Origin of the sequence: Streptomyces sp. NPDC091287, assembly GCF_044768525.1 — a bacterium.
Taxonomy (GTDB): Bacteria; Actinomycetota; Actinomycetes; order Streptomycetales; family Streptomycetaceae; genus Streptomyces.
Genome location: NZ_JBIVUV010000032.1, coordinates 16,509 through 35,889 on the forward strand (window position 1 = coordinate 16,509; position 19,381 = coordinate 35,889).

11 protein-coding genes are annotated in these 19,381 nt (G+C 71.4%); 5 read left to right on the forward strand and 6 right to left on the reverse strand.

The genetic code is table 11. The annotated features are described in order from the left end of the window. Positions 1-59 precede the first annotated feature (59 nt). Positions 60-2,885, forward strand: a complete 2,826-nt coding sequence (gene secA / locus ACIQRW_RS36580; protein ID WP_403769196.1) for a preprotein translocase subunit SecA — start codon at positions 60-62, stop codon at positions 2,883-2,885. 68 nt (positions 2,886-2,953) lie between these two features. Here the strand turns inward: secA and ACIQRW_RS36585 are convergent, their stop codons facing one another. After that, positions 2,954-3,400, reverse strand: a complete 447-nt coding sequence (locus tag ACIQRW_RS36585; RefSeq protein WP_265601280.1) for an Rv3235 family protein — start codon at positions 3,398-3,400, stop codon at positions 2,954-2,956. Positions 3,401-3,674: 274 nt separating this feature from the next. Here ACIQRW_RS36585 and ACIQRW_RS36590 point away from each other — a divergent pair, with 274 nt between their 5' ends. Both ACIQRW_RS36590 and ACIQRW_RS36595 read left to right on the forward strand, forming a co-directional pair. Next, positions 3,675-4,181 carry a DUF6912 family protein gene (locus ACIQRW_RS36590; protein WP_265601281.1) on the forward strand — a complete coding sequence of 169 codons (507 nt, stop codon included), beginning with the start codon at positions 3,675-3,677 and terminating at the stop codon, positions 4,179-4,181. 38 nt (positions 4,182-4,219) lie between these two features. After that, positions 4,220-4,897: an HAD family hydrolase gene (locus ACIQRW_RS36595; protein ID WP_403769200.1), complete on the forward strand. Its 678-nt coding sequence runs from the start codon at positions 4,220-4,222 to the stop codon at positions 4,895-4,897. Positions 4,898-5,160: 263 nt separating this feature from the next. Here ACIQRW_RS36595 and ACIQRW_RS36600 read toward each other — a convergent pair whose 3' ends face one another. Then, positions 5,161-5,730 carry a DJ-1/PfpI family protein gene (locus tag ACIQRW_RS36600; RefSeq protein WP_403769203.1) on the reverse strand — a complete coding sequence of 190 codons (570 nt, stop codon included), beginning with the start codon at positions 5,728-5,730 and terminating at the stop codon, positions 5,161-5,163. Positions 5,731-6,163: 433 nt separating this feature from the next. Here ACIQRW_RS36600 and ACIQRW_RS36605 point away from each other — a divergent pair, with 433 nt between their 5' ends. Continuing rightward, positions 6,164-11,170 (forward strand): NAD-glutamate dehydrogenase, encoded by a 5,007-nt coding sequence (locus ACIQRW_RS36605; protein ID WP_403769206.1) that lies wholly within the window; start codon positions 6,164-6,166, stop codon positions 11,168-11,170. Positions 11,171-11,578: 408 nt separating this feature from the next. Here ACIQRW_RS36605 and ACIQRW_RS36610 read toward each other — a convergent pair whose 3' ends face one another. Together ACIQRW_RS36610 and ACIQRW_RS36615 are read right to left on the reverse strand one after the other, a co-directional pair. Further along, on the reverse strand, positions 11,579-12,370 hold the full coding sequence (locus ACIQRW_RS36610; RefSeq protein ID WP_403769209.1) for an ABC transporter ATP-binding protein: 792 nt from the start codon (positions 12,368-12,370) through the stop codon (positions 11,579-11,581). Next, positions 12,363-13,268, reverse strand: coding sequence for an ABC transporter permease (locus ACIQRW_RS36615; protein ID WP_403769263.1), 906 nt, complete (start codon positions 13,266-13,268; stop codon positions 12,363-12,365). Before ACIQRW_RS36615 ends, ACIQRW_RS36610 begins: the two co-directional genes overlap by 8 nt. A 260-nt stretch (positions 13,269-13,528) precedes the next feature. Between ACIQRW_RS36615 and ACIQRW_RS36620 the strand changes: the two genes are divergently transcribed. Then, positions 13,529-14,137, forward strand: coding sequence for a TetR/AcrR family transcriptional regulator (locus ACIQRW_RS36620; protein WP_403769211.1), 609 nt, complete (start codon positions 13,529-13,531; stop codon positions 14,135-14,137). Between the two features lie 6 nt (positions 14,138-14,143). On the opposite strand, the gene ACIQRW_RS36625 is transcribed toward ACIQRW_RS36620, so the two are convergent. Together ACIQRW_RS36625 and ACIQRW_RS36630 are read right to left on the reverse strand one after the other, a co-directional pair. Continuing rightward, complete coding sequence (locus ACIQRW_RS36625) at positions 14,144-15,379, reverse strand: hypothetical protein (RefSeq protein WP_403769214.1); 1,236 nt, start codon at positions 15,377-15,379, stop codon at positions 14,144-14,146. 82 nt (positions 15,380-15,461) lie between these two features. After that, positions 15,462-19,331: a CDP-glycerol glycerophosphotransferase family protein gene (locus tag ACIQRW_RS36630; protein ID WP_403769217.1), complete on the reverse strand. Its 3,870-nt coding sequence runs from the start codon at positions 19,329-19,331 to the stop codon at positions 15,462-15,464. Positions 19,332-19,381: the final 50 nt, after the last annotated feature.

The following is a 19,381-nucleotide window of genomic DNA, read 5'->3' on the forward strand; positions in this document are numbered from 1 at the left end:
GCGCCAGAGTCCATTACACGACCCAGTGCCAGGCCCGACCGGCAAGGAGACCAGCCTCAGTGTCCGTCTTCAACAAGCTCATGCGTGCAGGCGAAGGCAAGATCCTGCGCAAACTGCACCGCATCGCGGACCAGGTCAGCTCCATCGAAGAGGACTTCGTCAACCTCTCCGACGCCGAGCTGCGGGCGCTCACCGACGAGTACAAGGAACGGTACGCGGACGGCGAGAGCCTGGACGACCTGCTTCCCGAAGCGTTCGCCACGGTCCGTGAGGCCGCGAAGCGCGTCCTCGGACAGCGTCACTACGACGTACAGATGATGGGCGGAGCCGCCCTGCACCTCGGTTATGTGGCCGAGATGAAGACCGGTGAGGGCAAGACCCTCGTCGGCACCCTGCCCGCATATCTGAACGCGCTCTCCGGCAAGGGCGTGCACCTGATCACGGTCAACGACTATCTCGCCGAGCGTGACTCCGAGATGATGGGCCGGGTCCACAAGTTCCTCGGCCTGGACGTTGGCTGCATCGTCTCCAACATGACGCCGGCCCAGCGCCGCGAGCAGTACGCCTGCGACATCACGTACGGCACGAACAACGAGTTCGGCTTCGACTACCTCCGCGACAACATGGCGTGGTCCAAGGACGAGCTCGTCCAGCGCGGCCACAACTTCGCGGTGGTCGACGAGGTCGACTCGATCCTCGTCGACGAGGCCCGTACGCCGCTGATCATCTCCGGCCCGGCCGACCAGGCCACCAAGTGGTACGGCGACTTCGCCAAGCTGGTCACGCGCCTCACCAAGGGTGAGGCGGGCAACCAGCTCAAGGGCATCGAGGAGACCGGCGACTACGAGGTCGACGAGAAGAAGCGGACCGTGGCCATCCACGAGTCCGGTGTCGCCAAGGTCGAGGACTGGCTGGGAATCGACAACCTCTACGAGTCGGTGAACACCCCGCTCGTCGGTTATCTGAACAACGCCATCAAGGCCAAGGAACTGTTCAAGAAGGACAAGGACTACGTCGTCATCGACGGCGAAGTCATGATCGTCGACGAGCACACCGGCCGTATCCTCGCCGGCCGCCGCTACAACGAGGGCATGCACCAGGCGATCGAGGCGAAGGAAGGGGTGGACATCAAGGACGAGAACCAGACCCTCGCCACGATCACCCTGCAGAACTTCTTCCGCCTCTACGGCAAGCTCTCCGGCATGACCGGTACGGCGATGACCGAGGCCGCCGAGTTCCACCAGATCTACAAGCTCGGCGTGGTGCCGATCCCGACGAACCGGCCGATGGTCCGCGCCGACCAGTCGGACCTGATCTACCGCACCGAGGTCGCCAAGTTCGCCGCGGTCGTCGACGACATCGCCGAGAAGCACGAGAAGGGCCAGCCGATCCTGGTCGGCACCACCTCGGTCGAGAAGTCGGAGTACCTCTCGCAGCAGCTCTCCAAGCGCGGCGTCCAGCACGAGGTCCTCAACGCCAAGCAGCACGACCGGGAGGCGACGATCGTCGCCCAGGCGGGCCGCAAGGGCGCCGTCACCGTCGCGACGAACATGGCCGGCCGAGGCACCGACATCAAGCTCGGCGGCAACCCGGACGACCTCGCCGAGGCGGAGCTGCGCCAGCGCGGCCTCGACCCGGTGGAGAACGTCGAGGAGTGGGCGGCCGCGCTGCCCGCCGCGCTGGAGCAGGCCGAGCAGGCCGTGAAGGCGGAGTTCGAGGAGGTCAAGGACCTCGGCGGGCTCTACGTGCTCGGCACCGAGCGCCATGAGTCGCGCCGTATCGACAACCAGCTGCGCGGTCGTTCCGGCCGTCAGGGCGACCCGGGCGAGTCCCGTTTCTACCTGTCGCTGGGCGACGACCTGATGCGCCTGTTCAAGGCCCAGATGGTCGAGCGCGTCATGTCGATGGCGAACGTTCCGGACGACGTCCCGATCGAGAACAAGATGGTCACCCGCGCCATCGCCTCCGCACAGTCGCAGGTCGAGCAGCAGAACTTCGAGACGCGTAAGAACGTCCTGAAGTACGACGAGGTGCTCAACCGGCAGCGCGAGGTCATCTACGGCGAGCGCCGCCGCGTTCTGGAGGGCGAGAACCTCCAGGACCAGATCCGGCACTTCATGGATGACACGATCGACGACTACATCCGGCAGGAGACCGCCGAGGGCTTCGCCGAGGAGTGGGACCTCGACCGGCTGTGGGGCGCCTTCAAGCAGCTCTACCCGGTGAAGGTCACCGTCGAGGAGCTGGAGGAGGCGGCCGGGGACCTGGCGGGCGTCACCGCCGAGTTCATCGCCGAGTCGGTCAAGAACGACATCCACGAGCAGTACGAGGAGCGCGAGAGCACCCTCGGCTCCGACATCATGCGTGAGCTGGAGCGACGCGTCGTCCTCTCGGTGCTCGACCGCAAGTGGCGCGAGCACCTCTACGAGATGGACTACCTCCAGGAGGGCATCGGCCTGCGGGCCATGGCGCAGAAGGACCCGCTGGTCGAGTACCAGCGCGAGGGCTTCGACATGTTCAACGCCATGATGGAGGGCATCAAGGAGGAGTCCGTCGGCTACCTGTTCAACCTGGAGGTCCAGGTCGAGCAGCAGGTCGAGGAGGTTCCGGTGCAGGACGGCGCCGAGCGCACCTCGCTGGAGAAGGAGAGCGCCGCCGCTGCCCCGCAGATCCGCGCCAAGGGCCTGGAGGCCCCGCAGCGGCCGGACCGGCTCCACTTCTCCGCTCCCACGGTGGACGGCGAGGGCGGTGTGGTCGAGGGTGACTTCGCCAACGATGACGCCACCGGTGACACGCGGTCCGGTTCCGCCGACGGCATGACGCGTGCGGAGCGCCGCAAGGCGCAGAAGAGCGGTGGCGGCGGCGGTCGCCGTCGCAAGAAGTAGCATCAGCGGCAGTACCCCGGCAGGGGCCGGACACCACGAGGTGTCCGGCCCCTGCCGCGTTCGCGGGGTCACCGGGGGCCCGGGGCGCCAGCCGTGAGGCGTTCGCCGCCCAGTTCCACCGCGGCGCAGCGCCAGCGCTGGTCGGGGCCCTGTTCCAGGCGGAAGGCCATCGCCCGGACCCGGTCGCCCGCGGCGATGCTGGCGAACGCCTCGACCACGCCGGTGGCGGGCTGGGCCCCGCGGCAGTGGCGAAGGACGGGGCGGCTGCCCCGGGTGGCCCCCAGTGGGGTGGTCGGGGCCAGCTCGGCGAGCTGGTCGTAGGCCTCGCCGATGGTGTGGCCGAGCATCCAGTGCACCGGGCGCTGGCCGCTGAGGACCGCGAGCAGGCGCTCGGCGAACCACTGGTGGGGCCGCTGCGGCCGGTGGGGTTGCAGCCTGCGGGACCGCTGCGGAGGTACTGACCGGGGACCACTCTGGTCGCGTCGGCCTGCGGGCCTCGTCCTGTCCGTGCTCATGATCGTCGCCCCCGTTGACCGGGCCCGGTTTCTACCGGACGGTAACTTGTGTTGGGGATCTTCTACGGGTGCGGTCGTCAGCGACGCAAGGGGCCTCTCGGCGTTGAACGGGTGCGGCACGGTTCACCTATCAGTGGCTCGGCCCTTGTGCGGCAAGGGCTGCGGTGAGGGTGACGGGCCGTCGGCGGTGGACGGACGACCCCGGTTGCCGAAACCCGAAAGGGGGCGTTCCCACGTATCCTGAGGACGTTTCCCTCTACGAAAGCGACCTGCCATGCGCGTGTACGTCCCCCTGACCCTCTCCGGTCTCGCAGCGGCGCACGGTGCGGGCGAGGTCGGCCCCGGGCCGCTGACCGCCTACGCGGTGACCCCGGGGCTGCGCGAGTGGTACGTCTCCGACGACATCGAGGAGCTGGAGTACGCGGCGCTCAACCGGGCCGCCGCCGCCTCGCTCCGGATGATCGCCGGGAAGCCGGACGAGGTGCGCCGCCGGGTCGTCGTGGCCGTCGACGTACCGGACGGGGCCGCCGTCGCCGACCCCGACCACGGGCTGAGCGCGGCATCGCTCGGCGAGGTGCGGATCGCCGCCGCGCTGCCGCTGGCCAAGGCGGCGGCGGTGCACGTGGACGCCGACGACGCGGAGAAGGACGTGGCCGCGGCGGCCGCGGTGCTGGGAGCGGCGGACCTCGGCGACGACGACGCGCAGTTCACGGTGGACGGGGCCGAGGACCACGAGCTGCTCTGGTTCGGCGTTCAGGAGATTCCGCAGCTCATCGGCTGAGGGGCGGCGTTGTCGTACCCGGCGGGTATTTTTTCTGTATGACTTCGGGGACGACACGCATTCATCTGGTCTGGGACTGGAACGGCACGCTGCTCGACGACACGCATGCCGTCATCCAGGCGACGAACGCCGCGTTCGCGGAGATCGAGCTGGCGCCGATCACGCTGGAGCAGTACCGGGAGATGTACACGATCCCCATACCCCGGTTCTACGAGCGGTTCCTGGGCCGGCTGCCCACCGAGGCCGAGTGGGAGCGGATGGACGGCATCTTCCACCGGTACTACGCGGAGCAGCGGGCGGGCTGCGGGCTCACCGCAGGGGTGGAGGAGCTGCTGCACCAGTGGCAGCGGGCCGGGCGCAGTCAGTCGCTGCTCAGCATGTACGGGCATGAGCAACTGGTGCCGGTGGTGCGGGGGTACGGAATCGAGCCGCGGTTCGTCCGCGTCGAGGGGCGTACGGGTCCGTCCGGCGGGAGCAAGGCGCTCCACATGGAGCGGCACTTCGAGGCGCTGGCCGGGGTGGACGGGATCGCGCCGCAGAATTCGGTGGTCATCGGGGACGCGCTGGACGACGCGGTGGCGGCGGCGCATGTGGGGGCTCGGGCGGTGTTGTACACCGGGGGGTCGCACGGTCGGAGCAGTCTGGAGGGGGCGGGGGTGCCGGTGGTGGACAGCCTGGGGGAGGCGGTGGCGTTGGCGGAGACGTTTGCCGCGTAGCGGGGGTGCCGGTGCCGGTGCCGTGTGCGGGTGGGCGTGGTGCGGGCTTTTCGGGGCGCTGCCCCGGACCCCGGTCCTCAAGCGCCGGACGGGCTGGAGGTGCGGCCGGACGGGCTGGAAAGGACGTCCTCAAGCGCCGGACAGGCTGGAGGTGCGGCCGGACGGGCTGGAAAGGACGTCCTCAAGCGCCGGACAGGCTGGAAAAGTGTTCTCAAACGCCGGACGGGCTGGAGAGGTGCGGTCGGGCTGGTTGGCGGGTGTTTTCAGGGGGGTGACGGGTGGGTTGACTTGAGTACCTTCAGGAACTCTCGCATCCAGGCCGGGTGGTCCGGCCAGGCTCGGGAGGAGACCACGGTGCCGTCCACGACCGCCTCCGTGTCCTGGAAGGTCGCGCCCGCGCTCTGCATGTCCGGTTCCAGGGCCGGGTAGGCCGTGACGTTGCGGCCGCTGAGGCTGCCGGTGGCGGCGGTGATCAGGGGGCCGTGGCAGATCTGGGCGACCGGGCGGTCCGCGGAGAAGAACGCGCCGACGATCTTCCGCAGTTCGGCGTTGTTGCGGAGGTACTCGGGGGCGCGACCGCCGGGGATCACCAGGGCGATGTACGCCCCGGGGTCGACCTCGGAGAAGGACAGGTCGGCGGGCCAGGTGTAGCCGGGCTTCTCCGTGTACGTGTCGAAGCCGGGCTCGAAGTCGTGGACCACGAAGCGCAGCGTCTTGCGCTCGGGGGCCGCGATGTCGACCTCGTAACCCTCCTCCAGCAGCCGTTGGTACGGATAGAGGACTTCGAGCGACTCGGCTGCGTCGCCGGTGACGATGAGGATCTTCTGCGGCATGGCGGGGCTCCTCGGGGCCGGTGGCCCCGATGGCGTGCCGAGGGCCTGGATCCGTGCGGTACGGACAGACTGCCCCGGTTCTGGGAGTTCGCCAAGGCGGCGCGGCGCACTGTCCAGAGTGTCAAAGTTCGGGGGGTTCTTTTGTACACAAGCAGCTCATGACGCAACGGGGTGCGAGGGCGATAGCCTGGTGCCGTGATCAGCGCGATACGCCTCGGGGGCAGCGAAGCCCCCGGCCGCCGCCCGGAGTGCCACAGCACCCGGGCGATCCGCGATCTCCCGACTCCGGACCGGCTGCCGAAAATGGCCAATTTGGTCCCGGGTATCTCTCGAAGCGGCATAGCGTCGACCCAGACCGGAAACCCCGCGTCGTGGCGGTACGCCGCTTTTCTCACCTACGTCACGCAACGGCGCGCGACAGGAGCCAGAGGACATGCAGACCAAGCTGGACGAAGCCAAGGCCGAGCTGCTCGCAGGGGCCGCCAAGGTAGCTGAAAACGGTCCGGGCGGTGGTGTCGGTGGCCCGGGAGGTGCCCCCCGGGCGCGGACTTCCGCTGCCGGGGCCGACGAGAGCGCCCGTCCCGGTCAGGACACGGTGCTCGCCTACCTCCAGCGCTACTACCTGCACACGGCTCCGGAGGACCTCAGCGGCCGTGACCCGGTCGACGTCTTCGGCGCCGCCGCCTCGCACTACCGACTGGCCGAGAACCGTCCGCAGGGCACCGCGAACGTCCGGGTGCACACCCCGACCGTCGAGGAGAACGGCTGGACCTGCAGCCACTCCGTCGTCGAGGTCGTCACCGACGACATGCCCTTCCTGGTGGACTCCGTCACCAACGAGCTGTCCCGGCAGGGGCGCGGCATCCACGTCGTGATCCACCCGCAGGTCACCGTCCGCCGCGATGTCACCGGCAAGCTCATCGAGGTCCTCTCCGGCGGCCCCGGCCTCCCGAAGACCTCCCAGGGCCGGAAGAAGTCCAAGGACGCCAAGGCCGAGCTGCCCCACGACGCGCTCGTCGAGTCCTGGATCCACGTCGAGATGGACCGCGAGACCGACCGCGCCGACCTCCAGCAGATCACCGCCGACCTGCTGCGTGTCCTGTCCGACGTGCGGGAGACCGTCGAGGACTGGGGGAAGATGCGCGACGCCGCCCTCCGGATCGCCGACGACCTGCCCGGCGAACCGCTGGACGACCTCGCCGACGAGGAGGTCGAGGAGGCCCGCGAGCTGCTGCGCTGGCTGGCCGCCGACCACTTCACCTTCCTCGGCTACCGCGAGTACGAGCTGAGGGACAGCGACGCGCTGGCCGCCGTACCCGGCACCGGACTCGGCATCCTGCGCTCCGACCCGCACCACAGCGAGGACGAGGCCCACCCGGTCAGCCCGTCCTTCGACCGGCTGCCCGCCGACGCCCGCGCCAAGGCCCGCGAGCACAAGCTCCTCGTCCTGACGAAGGCCAACAGCCGGGCCACCGTGCACCGCCCCAGCTACCTCGACTACGTCGGCGTGAAGAAGTTCGACGCCAAGGGCAACGTCGTCGGCGAGCGTCGCTTCCTCGGGCTCTTCTCCTCCGCCGCCTACACCGAGTCCGTGCGCCGGGTGCCCGTCATCCGCCGCAAGGTCGCCGAGGTCGTCGAGGGCGCGGGCTTCTCGTACAACAGCCACGACGGGCGCGACCTGCTCCAGATCCTGGAGACCTACCCCCGCGACGAGCTGTTCCAGACGCCCGTCGACCAGCTCCGCTCCATCGTGACCTCCGTCCTCTACCTCCAGGAGCGCCGCCGGCTGCGGCTCTACCTGCGCCAGGACGAGTACGGGCGCTACTACTCCGCGATCGTCTACCTGCCGCGCGACCGGTACACCACCGGCGTACGCCTGCGGCTGATCGACATCCTCAAGGAGGAGCTCGGCGGCAACAGCGTCGACTTCACCGCCTGGAACACCGAGTCGATCCTCTCCCGGCTGCACTTCGTCATCCGCGTCCCGGCCGGCACCGAGCTGCCGCACCTGACGGACGCCGACGCCGACCGCATCGAGGCCCGCCTCGTCGAGGCCGCCCGCTCCTGGGCCGACGGCTTCCAGGAGGCGCTCACCGCCGAGCTGGGCGAGGAGCGCGGCGCGGAACTCCAGCGCCAGTACGGCCACTCGTTCCCCGAGGGCTACAAGGCCGACCACTCGCCGCGCGCCGCCGTCGCCGACCTGGTCCACCTGGAGACCCTCAAGCAGGGCGAGAAGGACTTCGCCCTCAGCCTGTACGAGCCGGTCGGCGCGGGCCCCGGCGAGCGCCGCTTCAAGATCTACCGGACCGGCGAGCAGGTCTCCCTCTCCGCCGTCCTCCCGGCGCTCCAGCAACTCGGCGTCGAGGTCGTCGACGAGCGGCCGTACGAGCTGCGCTGCGCGGACCGCACCCACGCCTGGATCTACGACTTCGGGCTGCGGATGCCACTGGCCAACGGCAACGGCGGTCACCTCGCCGACGACGCCCGCGCCCGCTTCCAGGAAGCCTTCGCCGCCGTCTGGAAGGGCGAGGCGGAGAACGACGGCTTCAACGCCCTGGTCCTCGGCGCCGGGCTGAACTGGCGGCAGGCCATGGTGCTGCGCGCCTACGCGAAATACCTGCGGCAGGCCGGTTCGACCTTCAGCCAGGACTACATGGAGTCCACCCTCCGCAACAACGTCCACACCACCCGGCTGCTCGTCTCGCTCTTCGAGGCCCGTATGTCGCCCGGCCGCCAGAGCGCCGGCACCGAGCTGACCGACGGGCTCCTGGAGGAGCTGGAGGGAGCCCTGGACCAGGTCGCCTCGCTCGACGAGGACCGGATCCTGCGGTCCTTCCTCACCGTCATCAAGGCCACCCTGCGCACCAATTTCTTCCAGCACACGGATGACAGCACGCCGCATTCGTACGTCTCGATGAAGTTCGACCCGCAGGCCATCCCGGACCTGCCCGCGCCCCGGCCGGCGTACGAGATCTGGGTCTACTCGCCGCGTGTGGAGGGCGTCCACCTGCGCTTCGGCAAGGTCGCCCGAGGCGGGCTGCGCTGGTCGGACCGGCGCGAGGACTTCCGTACGGAGATCCTCGGACTGGTCAAGGCGCAGATGGTGAAGAACACCGTCATCGTGCCCGTCGGCGCCAAGGGCGGCTTCGTCGCCAAGCAGCTCCCGGACCCGTCCGTGGACCGCGACGCCTGGTTCGCCGAGGGCATCGCCGCGTACCGTACGTTCATCTCCGCGCTGCTCGACATCACCGACAACATGGTGGTCGGCGAGGTCGTGCCGCCCGCCGACGTCGTCCGGCACGACGAGGACGACACCTACCTCGTCGTCGCCGCCGACAAGGGCACCGCGAGCTTCTCCGACATCGCCAACGAGGTCGCCGTCGCGTACGGCTTCTGGCTCGGCGACGCGTTCGCCTCCGGCGGCTCGGCCGGCTACGACCACAAGGGCATGGGCATCACCGCCCGGGGCGCCTGGGAGTCCGTCAAGCGGCACTTCCGCGAGCTGGGCCACGACACCCAGACCGAGGACTTCACCGTCGTCGGCGTCGGCGACATGTCCGGCGACGTGTTCGGCAACGGGATGCTGCTCTCCGAGCACATCCGTCTCGTCGCCGCCTTCGACCACCGGCACATCTTCATCGACCCGAACCCGGACGCCGCCACCTCGTACGCCGAGCGGCGTCGGCTCTTCGATCTGCCCCGCAGCTCCTGGGCCGACTACGACACGGGCCTGCTCTCGGCGGGCGGCGGGGTCCACCCGCGCAGCGCCAAGTCGATCCAGCTCAACCCGCACGTCCGCGAGGCGCTCGGCATCGACCCCTCGGTGAGCAAGATGACGCCCGCCGACCTGATGCAGACCATCCTCAAGGCCCCCGTCGACCTGATGTGGAACGGCGGCATCGGCACGTACATCAAGGCCGTCTCCGAGTCGAACGCGGACGTCGGTGACAAGGCCAACGACGCGATCCGCGTCAACGGCGAGGACCTGCGGGCCAAGGTCGTCGGCGAGGGCGGCAACCTCGGGGCCACCCAGCTCGGCCGGATCGAGTTCGCTCGCGGCGGCGGCCGGATCAACACCGACGCGATCGACAACAGCGCCGGTGTGGACACCTCCGACCACGAGGTGAACATCAAGATCCTGCTCAACGGTCTGGTCCGGGACGGCGACATGACCGTCAAGCAGCGCAACAAGCTGCTTGCCGACATGACCGACGAGGTCGGCGCGCTCGTCCTGCGCAACAACTACGCGCAGAACGTCGCGCTCTCCAACGCCTCCGCCCAGGCCCCGTCCCTGCTCCACGCCCAGCAGCGCTTCATGCGACGCCTGGAGCGCGACGGTGCTCTCGACCGGGCGCTGGAGTTCCTGCCCGCCGACCGGCACATCCGGGAGCTGCTCAGCAACGAGAAGGGGCTCAGCCAGCCCGAGCTGGCCGTGCTGATCGCCTACACCAAGATCACGACGGCGGACGAGCTGATCTCCACCGTCCTGCCGGACGACCCGCACCTGCAGAAGCTGGTGCACGCCTACTTCCCGAGCGAGCTGCGCGAGCGGTTCCCCGAGGCGGTCGACGGGCACGCGCTGCGGCGCGAGATCATCACGACGGTCCTGGTCAACGACACGGTGAACACCGCCGGTTCGACCTTCCTGCACCGGCTGCGGGAGGAGACCGGGGCGTCGATCGAGGAGATCGTGCGGGCTCAGTTCGCGGCCCGTGAGATCTTCGGCCTGTCCCGGGTGTGGGACGCGGTCGAGGCGCTCGACAACAAGGTCGCCGCCGACGTCCAGACCCGGATCCGGCTGCACTCGCGGCGCCTGGTCGAGCGCGGTTCGCGCTGGCTGCTGGGCAACCGGCCGCAGCCCGTCGCCATCGCGGAGACGATTCGGAGCTTCCGGGACGGCGTCGCGCGGGTCTGGGACGAGCTGCCCAAGCTGGTCAAGGGCGCGGACCTGGACTGGTACCACTCGATCCTGGACGAGCTGACCGGCGCCGGCGTGCCGGACGAGCTGGCGGTCCGAGTGGCAGGGTTCTCCTCCGCCTTCCCGGCGCTGGACATCGTGGCCATCGCCGACCGTACGGGCCAGGATCCGCTGGAGGTCGCCGAGGTCTACTACGACCTCGCGGACCGGCTGCGGATCACCCAGCTGATGGACCGGATCATCGAGCTGCCGCGGGCCGACCGCTGGCAGTCCATGGCCCGCGCCTCCATCCGCGAGGACCTGTACGCGGCGCACGCGGCGCTCACCTCGGACGTGCTGAGTGTGGGGAACGGGTCGTCCACGCCGGAGGAGCGGTTCCGGGCTTGGGAGTCGAAGAACGCGGCGATTCTTGCCCGGTCGCGGTCGACGCTGGAGGAGATCCAGGGGTCGGACGCGTTCGATCTGGCGAATCTGTCGGTGGCCATGCGGACGATGCGGACGTTGTTGCGTACGCACGCGTAGGGGTTGTTGTACGTCTGTGGGGGCCGGCGCCACTTGGTGGTGCCGGCCCCCTCGGCGTGGGGTTCCGTCCTCAAGCGCCGGACGGGCTGGAAAAGATGCCCTCAAGCGCCGGGCGGGCTGGAAAAGATGTCCTCAAGCGCCGGGCGGGCTGGGGGTGGCCGGGCGGGCTGGAAAGGTGCCCTCAAGCGCCGGGGCGGGCTGGGGGTGGTCGGGCGGGCTGGAAAGGTGCCCTCAAGCGCCGGGCGGGCTGGGGGTGGTCGGGCGGGCTGGAAAGGTGCCCTGAAGCGCCGGGCGTGCTGGGGGTGGCCGCGCGGGCTGGGGTGGGGCGAGGCGGTCGGGAGGGTGTCCTCAAGTGCTGGGCGGGCTGGGGGTGGCCGGGTGGGCTGGGGGTGGCTGGGTCTGAGTTGGTTACTTCCGCTTGGTGAAGGCCTCGTACGCTGCCACTACCTCCTTTGCCGGGCCGTCCATCCTCAGCGTGCCCGCCTCCAGCCACAGGGCCCGGTCGCAGGTCTCGGTGATCGATTTGTTGCTGTGGCTGACCAGGAAGACCGTGCCCGCCTCGGCGCGCAGTTCCTTGATGCGGTCCTTGCTGCGGCCCTGGAACTTCGCGTCACCCGTGGACAGCGCCTCGTCGATCAGCAGTACGTCGTGGCTCTTGGCCGCCGCGATGGAGAAGCGGAGCCTCGCGCCCATGCCCGAGGAGTACGTACGCATCGGCAGCGTGATGAAGTCGCCCTTCTCGTTGATGCCGGAGAAGTCGACGATCTCGTCGTAGCGTTCACGGATCTGTTCGCGCGTCATGCCCATCGCGAGTCCGCCGAGCACCACGTTGCGCTCGCCGGTCAGGTCGCCCATCAGTGCCGCGTTCACGCCGAGCAGCGACGGCTGGCCCTGGGTGTGGACCCTGCCCCGGGTCGGTGGGAGCAGACCCGCGACCGCCTTCAGCAGTGTCGACTTGCCCGAGCCGTTGGAGCCGATCAGGCCGATCGCCTCGCCCTTGTACGCGGCGAAGCTGACGCCCTTCACGGCGTGCACCTGGCGTGCGCCGGGGGTGCGGCGGCGGGTGGTGAGCCGGCTGAGCGCGGAGGTGGCGCTGCCCTTGCCCGTACGGGCGCCGTTGACCGTGTACGTGATGTGGACGTCGTCGACGACGACCGTCGGGACACGGTCGTCCCCGGGGGAATCCTTGAGGTCAGCCACGTCCGTAGGTCTCCTCGGCCTTCCAGAAGTACACAAATCCGGCCACTCCGCACAGCAGCGCCCAGCCCGCCGCCACCGCCCATGCGAACGGCGGCAGCTGCGCCCAGGTGTAGCTGTCGATGAGCGCGTACCGCATGAGGTTGATGAAGAGCGCGGCCGGGTTGTACTCCAGTGCCACCATCACCGCGTGCGGCACCCGTTCCCCCTTGAGCAGGTGGTCCAGGCTCCACATCACGCCGGAGGAGTACATCCAGGTCCGCAGCACGAACGGCGTCAGCTGCGCGATGTCCGGGGTCTTCGCCGTCAGCCGGGCCACGGCCATCGACACCCCGGTGTTGAACACCGCCTGGAGCGCGAGCGCCGGGACGGCCAGCAGCCAGGACGGGCGAGGGTACTGGCCGAACACCAGCAGGATCAGGGTCAGCGCGCCGAGTGAGAACAGCAGTTGCTGCAACTGCTGGAGGGCGAGGGCCACCGGCAGTGAGGCGCGTGGGAAGTGGAGGGCCCGCACCAGGCCGATGTTGCCGCTGATCGCCCGCGTGCCCGCGGTGATCGAGCTGGCGGTGAACGTCCAGATGAAGACCCCGGTGACCAGGAACGGGACGAAGTCCTCCACCCCGTGCTTGGTGTTCATCAGGACGCCGAAGATGAAGTAGTAGACCGTCGCGTTCAGCAGAGGCGTCATGATCTGCCAGATCTGGCCGAGCTTCGCCTGGCTGTACTGGGCGGTCAGTTTGGCCGTCGCGAACGCGGCGATGAAGTGCCGCCGCCCCCACAGCTGCCGGATGTAGGCGGGCAGCGAGGGCCGGGCGCCGCTGACCGTCAGGCCGTGCCGGGCGGCCAGGGCGGCCAGCTCACCGGGTGCGTAGGTGGGGACGTCCTGGGCGGGGGCGCTCACCGGGGACGGCGGAGCTGCTGTCTGGCTCACCACGAACGATCGCTTTCGATGGAAGCGGGAGGGGGATAACGCCGGAACGCCGGAACGCCGGAACGCCGAAGTGGCGGAATGGCGGAACGGTGGGGCAATGCGGCGACGGAACGATACGGTCCCGTGGGGACGCCCTCGTTGGGACGGGACCGTATCGTCGTAACGCTGAGAGTAGGACGCTTCTACGTCGCAACGCAACCGTTTCGTCGCGGCCGACTATCATGCGGGCCATGACCACCGAACGGGGAACCCGCCGCCGCGCCCCCGCAGGCGCCGCCGTCCTGCGTGAGGACGTGACCGACGCCATCCGCGCCGCCGTCTTCGAGGAACTCGCCGCGGTGGGGTTCGCCCGGATGTCCATCGAGGGCATCGCCCGGCGTGCGGGCGTCGGCAAGACCGCCGTCTACCGTCGCTGGAAGTCCAAGCTGGCGCTCGTCCTCGACCTGGTCGCGGCCGTCGCCGCGCAGGGGATGCCCGCCCCGGCCACCGGTTCGCTGTACGGGGACGTGCGCGCCGTCCTGGAACTGGCCGCGTACGCCCTGCGCCACCCGGTCGCCTCGCAGGTCATCCCGGATCTGCTGGTCGAGGCGGCCCGCAATCCGGAGATCTCCGAGGCGATCAAGGCCGCGCTCCTGGACCAGCAGCAGGGCGTCGCCGCCGTGGTGGTGAGGGATGCGGTGGCCCGGGGCGAGCTGCCCGAGGGCAGCGATCCCGACCGGGCGCTCGATCTGATCGTCGGGCCGTTGTACTGGCGGCTCGTCGTGGTCCGCGGCGAACTGCCGAAGGGCTACCTGGACGATCTGGCCGCCTCGGCGGTCGTCGCCCTCCAGCACGGCTGAAGACGCTCAGCCCGCCGGCACCCGCGCCAGCACCTCGCCCGTGGCCGGGCTGAACGCCAGCATCGTCGCGTTCTCGGGCAGGTGCTGGAAGCGGGTCAGCAGCAGCCACCGCACCCCGTAGCGGGCGGTGATCCCGTCCCGCCGGGCCTGCGGGGTCGACGTGTCGAGGTAGGCGGCCACCGCCCGGCTCCTCTCCCGCCGCTCCGCGCGCGCAAGACCCGCGTCCGGCAGCGCGTCGGCCAGCACGTACGCCCCGTGCCCGGCCAGCGCGTACATCGCCGGGCGGCTGTCCGTCAGGACCACCTCGCCCGGCGGCACATACGCGGTCGCCCAGGCGTACGGCTCCCCGGCCGCGCGCACCCCCTCGGCCGCCGGCGGGCCCGTGGTCCGGCCCTCGGCGGGGGTGCGCGGGGCGGTCAGCCCGTTGTAGTACGGCCACAGCGCCGCCACGGCCACCGCGCACACGACGGCGAACGCCCACCGCCACACGGTCGGCCGGATCCGGGTCCGCGTCCGGACCGCGATCAGGGCGAGGCACCCGATCGCCGCGCCGATCGCCGTCGGCGGGTGGACCAGCAGGACGAGTCCGAGCAGTACGCCGATCCCGGCCGCCTCCGCCCACCGGGGCGTCCGGCCGGGCTTCGGGTCACCGGGGCGGGCGGCCCGGGCGGTCACGCGGCCGGTCCACGCCCACAGGTGCAGGGTGACCGCGACCGCGAACGTGCTCGGTGCGCTCCAGCGGGCCGGATCCGCCCAGTGGATCAGGGCCAGGGGCACCAGCACGAGAACCGGAACCCAGCGGTTCGGGGTCAGCAGCCGGGTGAGCCGGCCGATCCCGGTGAGCAGGAGCAGGAGGTTCACCGACGCGGCCACCGCGACGACGGACGGGCCCGAGAGCCCGGTGGCGCGGGCGGCCAGTCCCTGGAGCAGTGCGTACGGGGAGTAGTGCGCGCTCGCCACGGCGGGCAGGTCGGTCATCGGGAACGCCGGGTGCAGCAGGTTCACCCGCAGCCGTTCGACGACCGCCGCCCGGAGCCCGGCCTCGCAGCAGAGCGGAGCCTGCCAGGCCACCGCCGACAGCACCGCCCACAGCAGGCCGCCCAGCACGAGGTACGGCGACGGCAGCCACAGGGGCGGCCGGGCCGTCCCGTCGGCCCCGTCGCCTCCGGTCGCGGCGGGCGGGAGGTCGGATGGCGGGGCGTCGGAGGACGGGGCGGAGGAAGCAGCGGAGAAGAGGGGCACACCTCATGGGTTCCGTGCGGCGGGCCCGCTCTCCCCGCCGCCACCCGTCCGAGGGATTCCGGGCCCCGGCTTCCCGACACCCTCAGGCCGTGTCCGCCAGCAGCCGGTCCGCGACTTGGGCCGCCGCGCCGCCGTCGTCCAGATCGCAGTAGTCGCGGCGGAAGCTCTCGTAGGCGTCGGCGTGCCGGGCCGCCAGCGACCCGGTGTCGCGCAGCGCCTGGGCCACCTCGTCCGTCGTGACCAGCAGCGGCCCCGGCGCCCGGGTCTCGAAGTCCAGGCAGAAGCCGCGCACGGTGTCGCGGTAGTGCTCCAGGTCGTACGTGTGGAAGAGCATCGGCCGGCCCGTCAGCGCGAAGTCGAACATCAGCCCCGCGTAGTCCGTCACCAGGACGTCGGCCACCAGCAGCAGCCCGGCCGCCCCCGGGTGCCGCGAGACGTCGAGCACGCCGGGCCCGTCCTGGTCGCCGCCGGTGACCCGGGGGTGCCGCCGGACCAGCACCGTGTGACCGGGGCCGAGCGCCCGGGCCAGACCACCCGGGTCGAGCGCCGGGTCCCAGCGGTACGGGCCGGGGGCCGTGCGGTCGGCGGACGCCGCCGGGGGATGGGCCAGGTGGTCGCGGTAGGTCGGGGCGTACAGCACGACGCGGTGGTCCTCCGGGATCCCCAGCCCGCGCCGCACCTCCTCGGCGGCCTTGTCCCGGTTCGGCGGGAACAGCACGTCGTTGGCGGGCGACCCGGCCTCCAGCACCTCGCCCTCGTACCCCAGCGACCGGCGCAACCACGGGGTGGCGAAGCGGCTCGGGGAGACCAGCACCGACCACTGGGCCGACCGCCGCGGCAGGGTGGCGAGGTACTGGTGGTCGGCGTAGAGGGTGTCCGCCAGGCAGCCGCCGAACCGGCCGAGCGGGGTGCCGTGCCAGGTCTGGACGACGGTCTGCCCCGGCCGCCGCTCGAACCACCCGGGCAGCTGTTCGTCCGTGACGATCCGGCGGGAGCGGGCCAGCGCCTCGTACCAGGCGACGCTGTGCACGGGGACGGCCCGCGCGCCGGGCGGGACGTGGGTGGTGCGGCCGGGGGTGGTACCGGTGACCCACAGGTGCTCGGTCTCCGTGCCCCGGCGCACGAGTTCGGCGTGGACGGCGCGTGGGGAGTCGCCGCCCGTGTAGAGGACGGTGTCGCGGAGCGGGAGGAGCGTGCGCCCGTCGCGGTAGTGCGCGGCGCGCAGGAGGCGCCTGCCGTACGCGCTCAGCCCGGCGGCCGCCGCTTGCGCATCCGGCCCCGCGACGACGGACAGCCGGTCGCCGTGCCGCCGCTCCGGACGCAGGGCGCTCTCGGCTCCGCCGCGGGGGAGCTGCCCGGCGGCGGAGCTGAGGACGCGTACGGGCCGACCGTCCAGGCGGACCTCCCAGCGGCCTTCCGGGAGCGGCGGGGCGATCAGCACGGAGAACCGGCCCGAGGGGGTCTCTGTGTCGGTCTCCGCGCCGGTCTGTGTGCCGGTCCCGCCGGTGCTATCCGCGCCGGGTTCCGCGAAAATCTCAGCGTCAGCGCCTGCGCCGGTCCCTGCGATGCTTCCCGTGGTGGGTTCCGCGACGGGTTCCGCGACGGTCTCCGCGTCGGCCCCTGCGCCGGTTCCTGCGATGTTTCCCGTGGCGTGCTCCGCGAAGGTCCCCGCGACCGGGACCGTCTCGTGCAGCGTCTCGTGGCGCAGGACGAGCCGGCCGACGGGCGCGGTCGCCGCCCCCGGAGCGGCGGGAACGTACGTCCCCGGAGCGGGGCGAACGTACGTCCCCGAGATCCGCAGGGCCCCCTCCGGCGTGTACTCAACCCGGTCCGCGTACGGAGGCGCCGCCAGGTCCAGCACCAGGTCGCCCGCCGGGTCCGCGCACGCGGGCGGCGGCAGGTCCGGGGAGGCGGGCAGCGGGACCCGGGCGCCGTCGGCGAGCAGCAGCCGGACCCGCCAGCGCTCCCCGCCCGCCGTCTCGACCTCGCGGGGGGCCCGGTGCGGGGCGGGCGGGGCGCCGGCGAGGTCGGCGAGCGGCACCCGCACCGTGAACCCGAACCCGTCCATCCCGCGCCCTCCGCCCGGCGCACTCACCTCGTCCACCGGGACCACCGCACGGGCCCCGTCCGGTTCCCTGCCCCCGCTCGCCGCACGGTTCCCGTCCATCCCGCGCCCCCCGCCCGCCGTACGGGCTTCGTCCACCCCGCCCGCCGCACGGACCCCGTCCGGCCCTCCGTCCCCGGCGGTCTCCGCGTACTCCACCGGGTAGGAGCGCTCCTCGCCCTCCTCGCCCCCTTCGCGTGTCAGCACCAGCGCCGTCGGCCTGCTCCCGCTCCCGCCGAAGTACCGGCCCGTGAGTTCCAGCGGGGCCCCCTCCGTCTCGGCGGTCCGATGGCCCTCGGCCCGTGCTCGCAGGCGCGTCACGGTCAGCCGGAGCCGGCCGCCCCGGTAGTCGAGCACCGCCCGCCGCCCGTCACCCAGGTCGTGGACGAGCGGCTGGTCCGCGCCCGCGTCCGGGGCGCGCACCGCCACTCGACGCACCGCCCCGGGCGCGGCGAGGACCAGACCGACCAGCCAACCGCCGCCGTCCGCCGTCGCGGGCAGCCGGTCCGGGTCGAGGACCATCTCGAAGCCCGCGTGGTCGTAGCCGTGCAGCTCCTGACCGGAGTTCACCGTCGCCTCGGGCGTGCACACGGAGCGCACCGGCACCGGCCGCACCTGCCGGCCCCGCTCCGCCCGGACCATCCCCACCGTGAGCCGCTGCCGGGCGGAGGCGGCGGGAAGGTTGCGCAGATACGCGTACCCGCGCAGCCGCAGCCTCCCGTCCGCGCCCCAGTGCGCCTCCAGCAACCGCGCCACGGCGGGAACGTCCGTGCGCGCGAGCCGGGCGCTCGCGCCGCGCACCCCGGGGTACACGGCCCGCCGCCGCCCCGGGGGCCCCTCGACCGCGAACGTGCCCGCCCCGTTGGCCCGTTCGAAGGCGAGGACCGCCAGCAGTTCCTCCAGGCGCCGCTCCCGCACCAGCGACCACTTGATGCGCAGCTCCACCGGCAGCCCCTTCAGCGCGCCGGGTCCTGCCCGGTCGACGAAGGCCCCGGCGTCCTCCAGGAACGCCGACCGGTACGCCTCGCCGCCCATCGGCAGGCCGTCCAGGAAGTACCCGAAGTCGTCGCGCAGGCAGGACGCGTCGTACGCCCGCCGCTGTGCCGCGTCCCGGCCGCCCAGGAACGCGCTGACCTGCTCGCATGCGGCGATCCGGTCCCGTACGCCCATGACGTCCGTACGCCGCCGGGTGATCGAGCCCTCCCGCACCCGCCAGTAGTAGACGTGCTCGTGCAGGACGTCGACGGACCGGGCGAGATGGTGCGCGGGGATCATCACCGGGGTGTCCTCGTAGAGCTTGCCCACGGGGAAGGCGAAGCCGTGCGCCTCCCAGAACGAGCGCCGGAGCACCTTGTTCCACGCCACCCGGTCGGCCAGCAGGCGCGGGTCCCGGGTGATGTGGGTGCGGGGCCGGGTGGCCGTCAGCCAGCGGTACTGCCACGCCTGCTGCCGTCCCTGCCCCGTCAGCCGCCACACATTGCCGGTCACCAGATCGGAACCGGTCGACTCCAGCGAGGCCGTCATCCGCTCGTACGCGTCGTGCACGACGACGTCGTCGCTGTCGGCGAACGCCAGATAGGGGACGGTGGGGGTGGTGTGCCGGACGCCGGTATTGCGGGCGGCACTCAGACCGGCGTTCCGCTGCCGCACCAGCCGGAAGCGGCTGTCCCGGGCGGCGAACTCCGCCGCGATCCGGGCACTGCCGTCCGTCGAACCGTCGTCGACCATGACCACCTCGATCGCTTCGAGGGTCTGGTCCGCCACCGACCGCAGGCAGTCCTCCAAGTAGGCCTCGACGTTGTGGACGGGGACGACGACGCTGAGGAGTGGTGGCAGTGGTGGCTTCATGTCCTGGTCAACAGGGGGCGGGTCCCGGGGTCACCGGCGCTGACCCGAAC

What these genes read in the sequence shown, in the direction of transcription:
- ACIQRW_RS36585 (WP_265601280.1), bottom strand. Translation starts at nt 3,400, where the DNA reads ATGAGCACGGACAGGACGAGGCCCGCAGGCCGACGCGACCAGAGTGGT.
- ACIQRW_RS36590 (WP_265601281.1), top strand. Translation starts at nt 3,675, where the DNA reads ATGCGCGTGTACGTCCCCCTGACCCTCTCCGGTCTCGCAGCGGCGCAC.
- ACIQRW_RS36595 (WP_403769200.1), top strand. Translation starts at nt 4,220, where the DNA reads ATGACTTCGGGGACGACACGCATTCATCTGGTCTGGGACTGGAACGGC.
- ACIQRW_RS36600 (WP_403769203.1), bottom strand. Translation starts at nt 5,730, where the DNA reads ATGCCGCAGAAGATCCTCATCGTCACCGGCGACGCAGCCGAGTCGCTC.
- ACIQRW_RS36605 (WP_403769206.1), top strand. Translation starts at nt 6,164, where the DNA reads ATGCAGACCAAGCTGGACGAAGCCAAGGCCGAGCTGCTCGCAGGGGCC.
- ACIQRW_RS36620 (WP_403769211.1), top strand. Translation starts at nt 13,529, where the DNA reads ATGACCACCGAACGGGGAACCCGCCGCCGCGCCCCCGCAGGCGCCGCC.
- ACIQRW_RS36630 (WP_403769217.1), bottom strand. Translation starts at nt 19,331, where the DNA reads ATGAAGCCACCACTGCCACCACTCCTCAGCGTCGTCGTCCCCGTCCAC.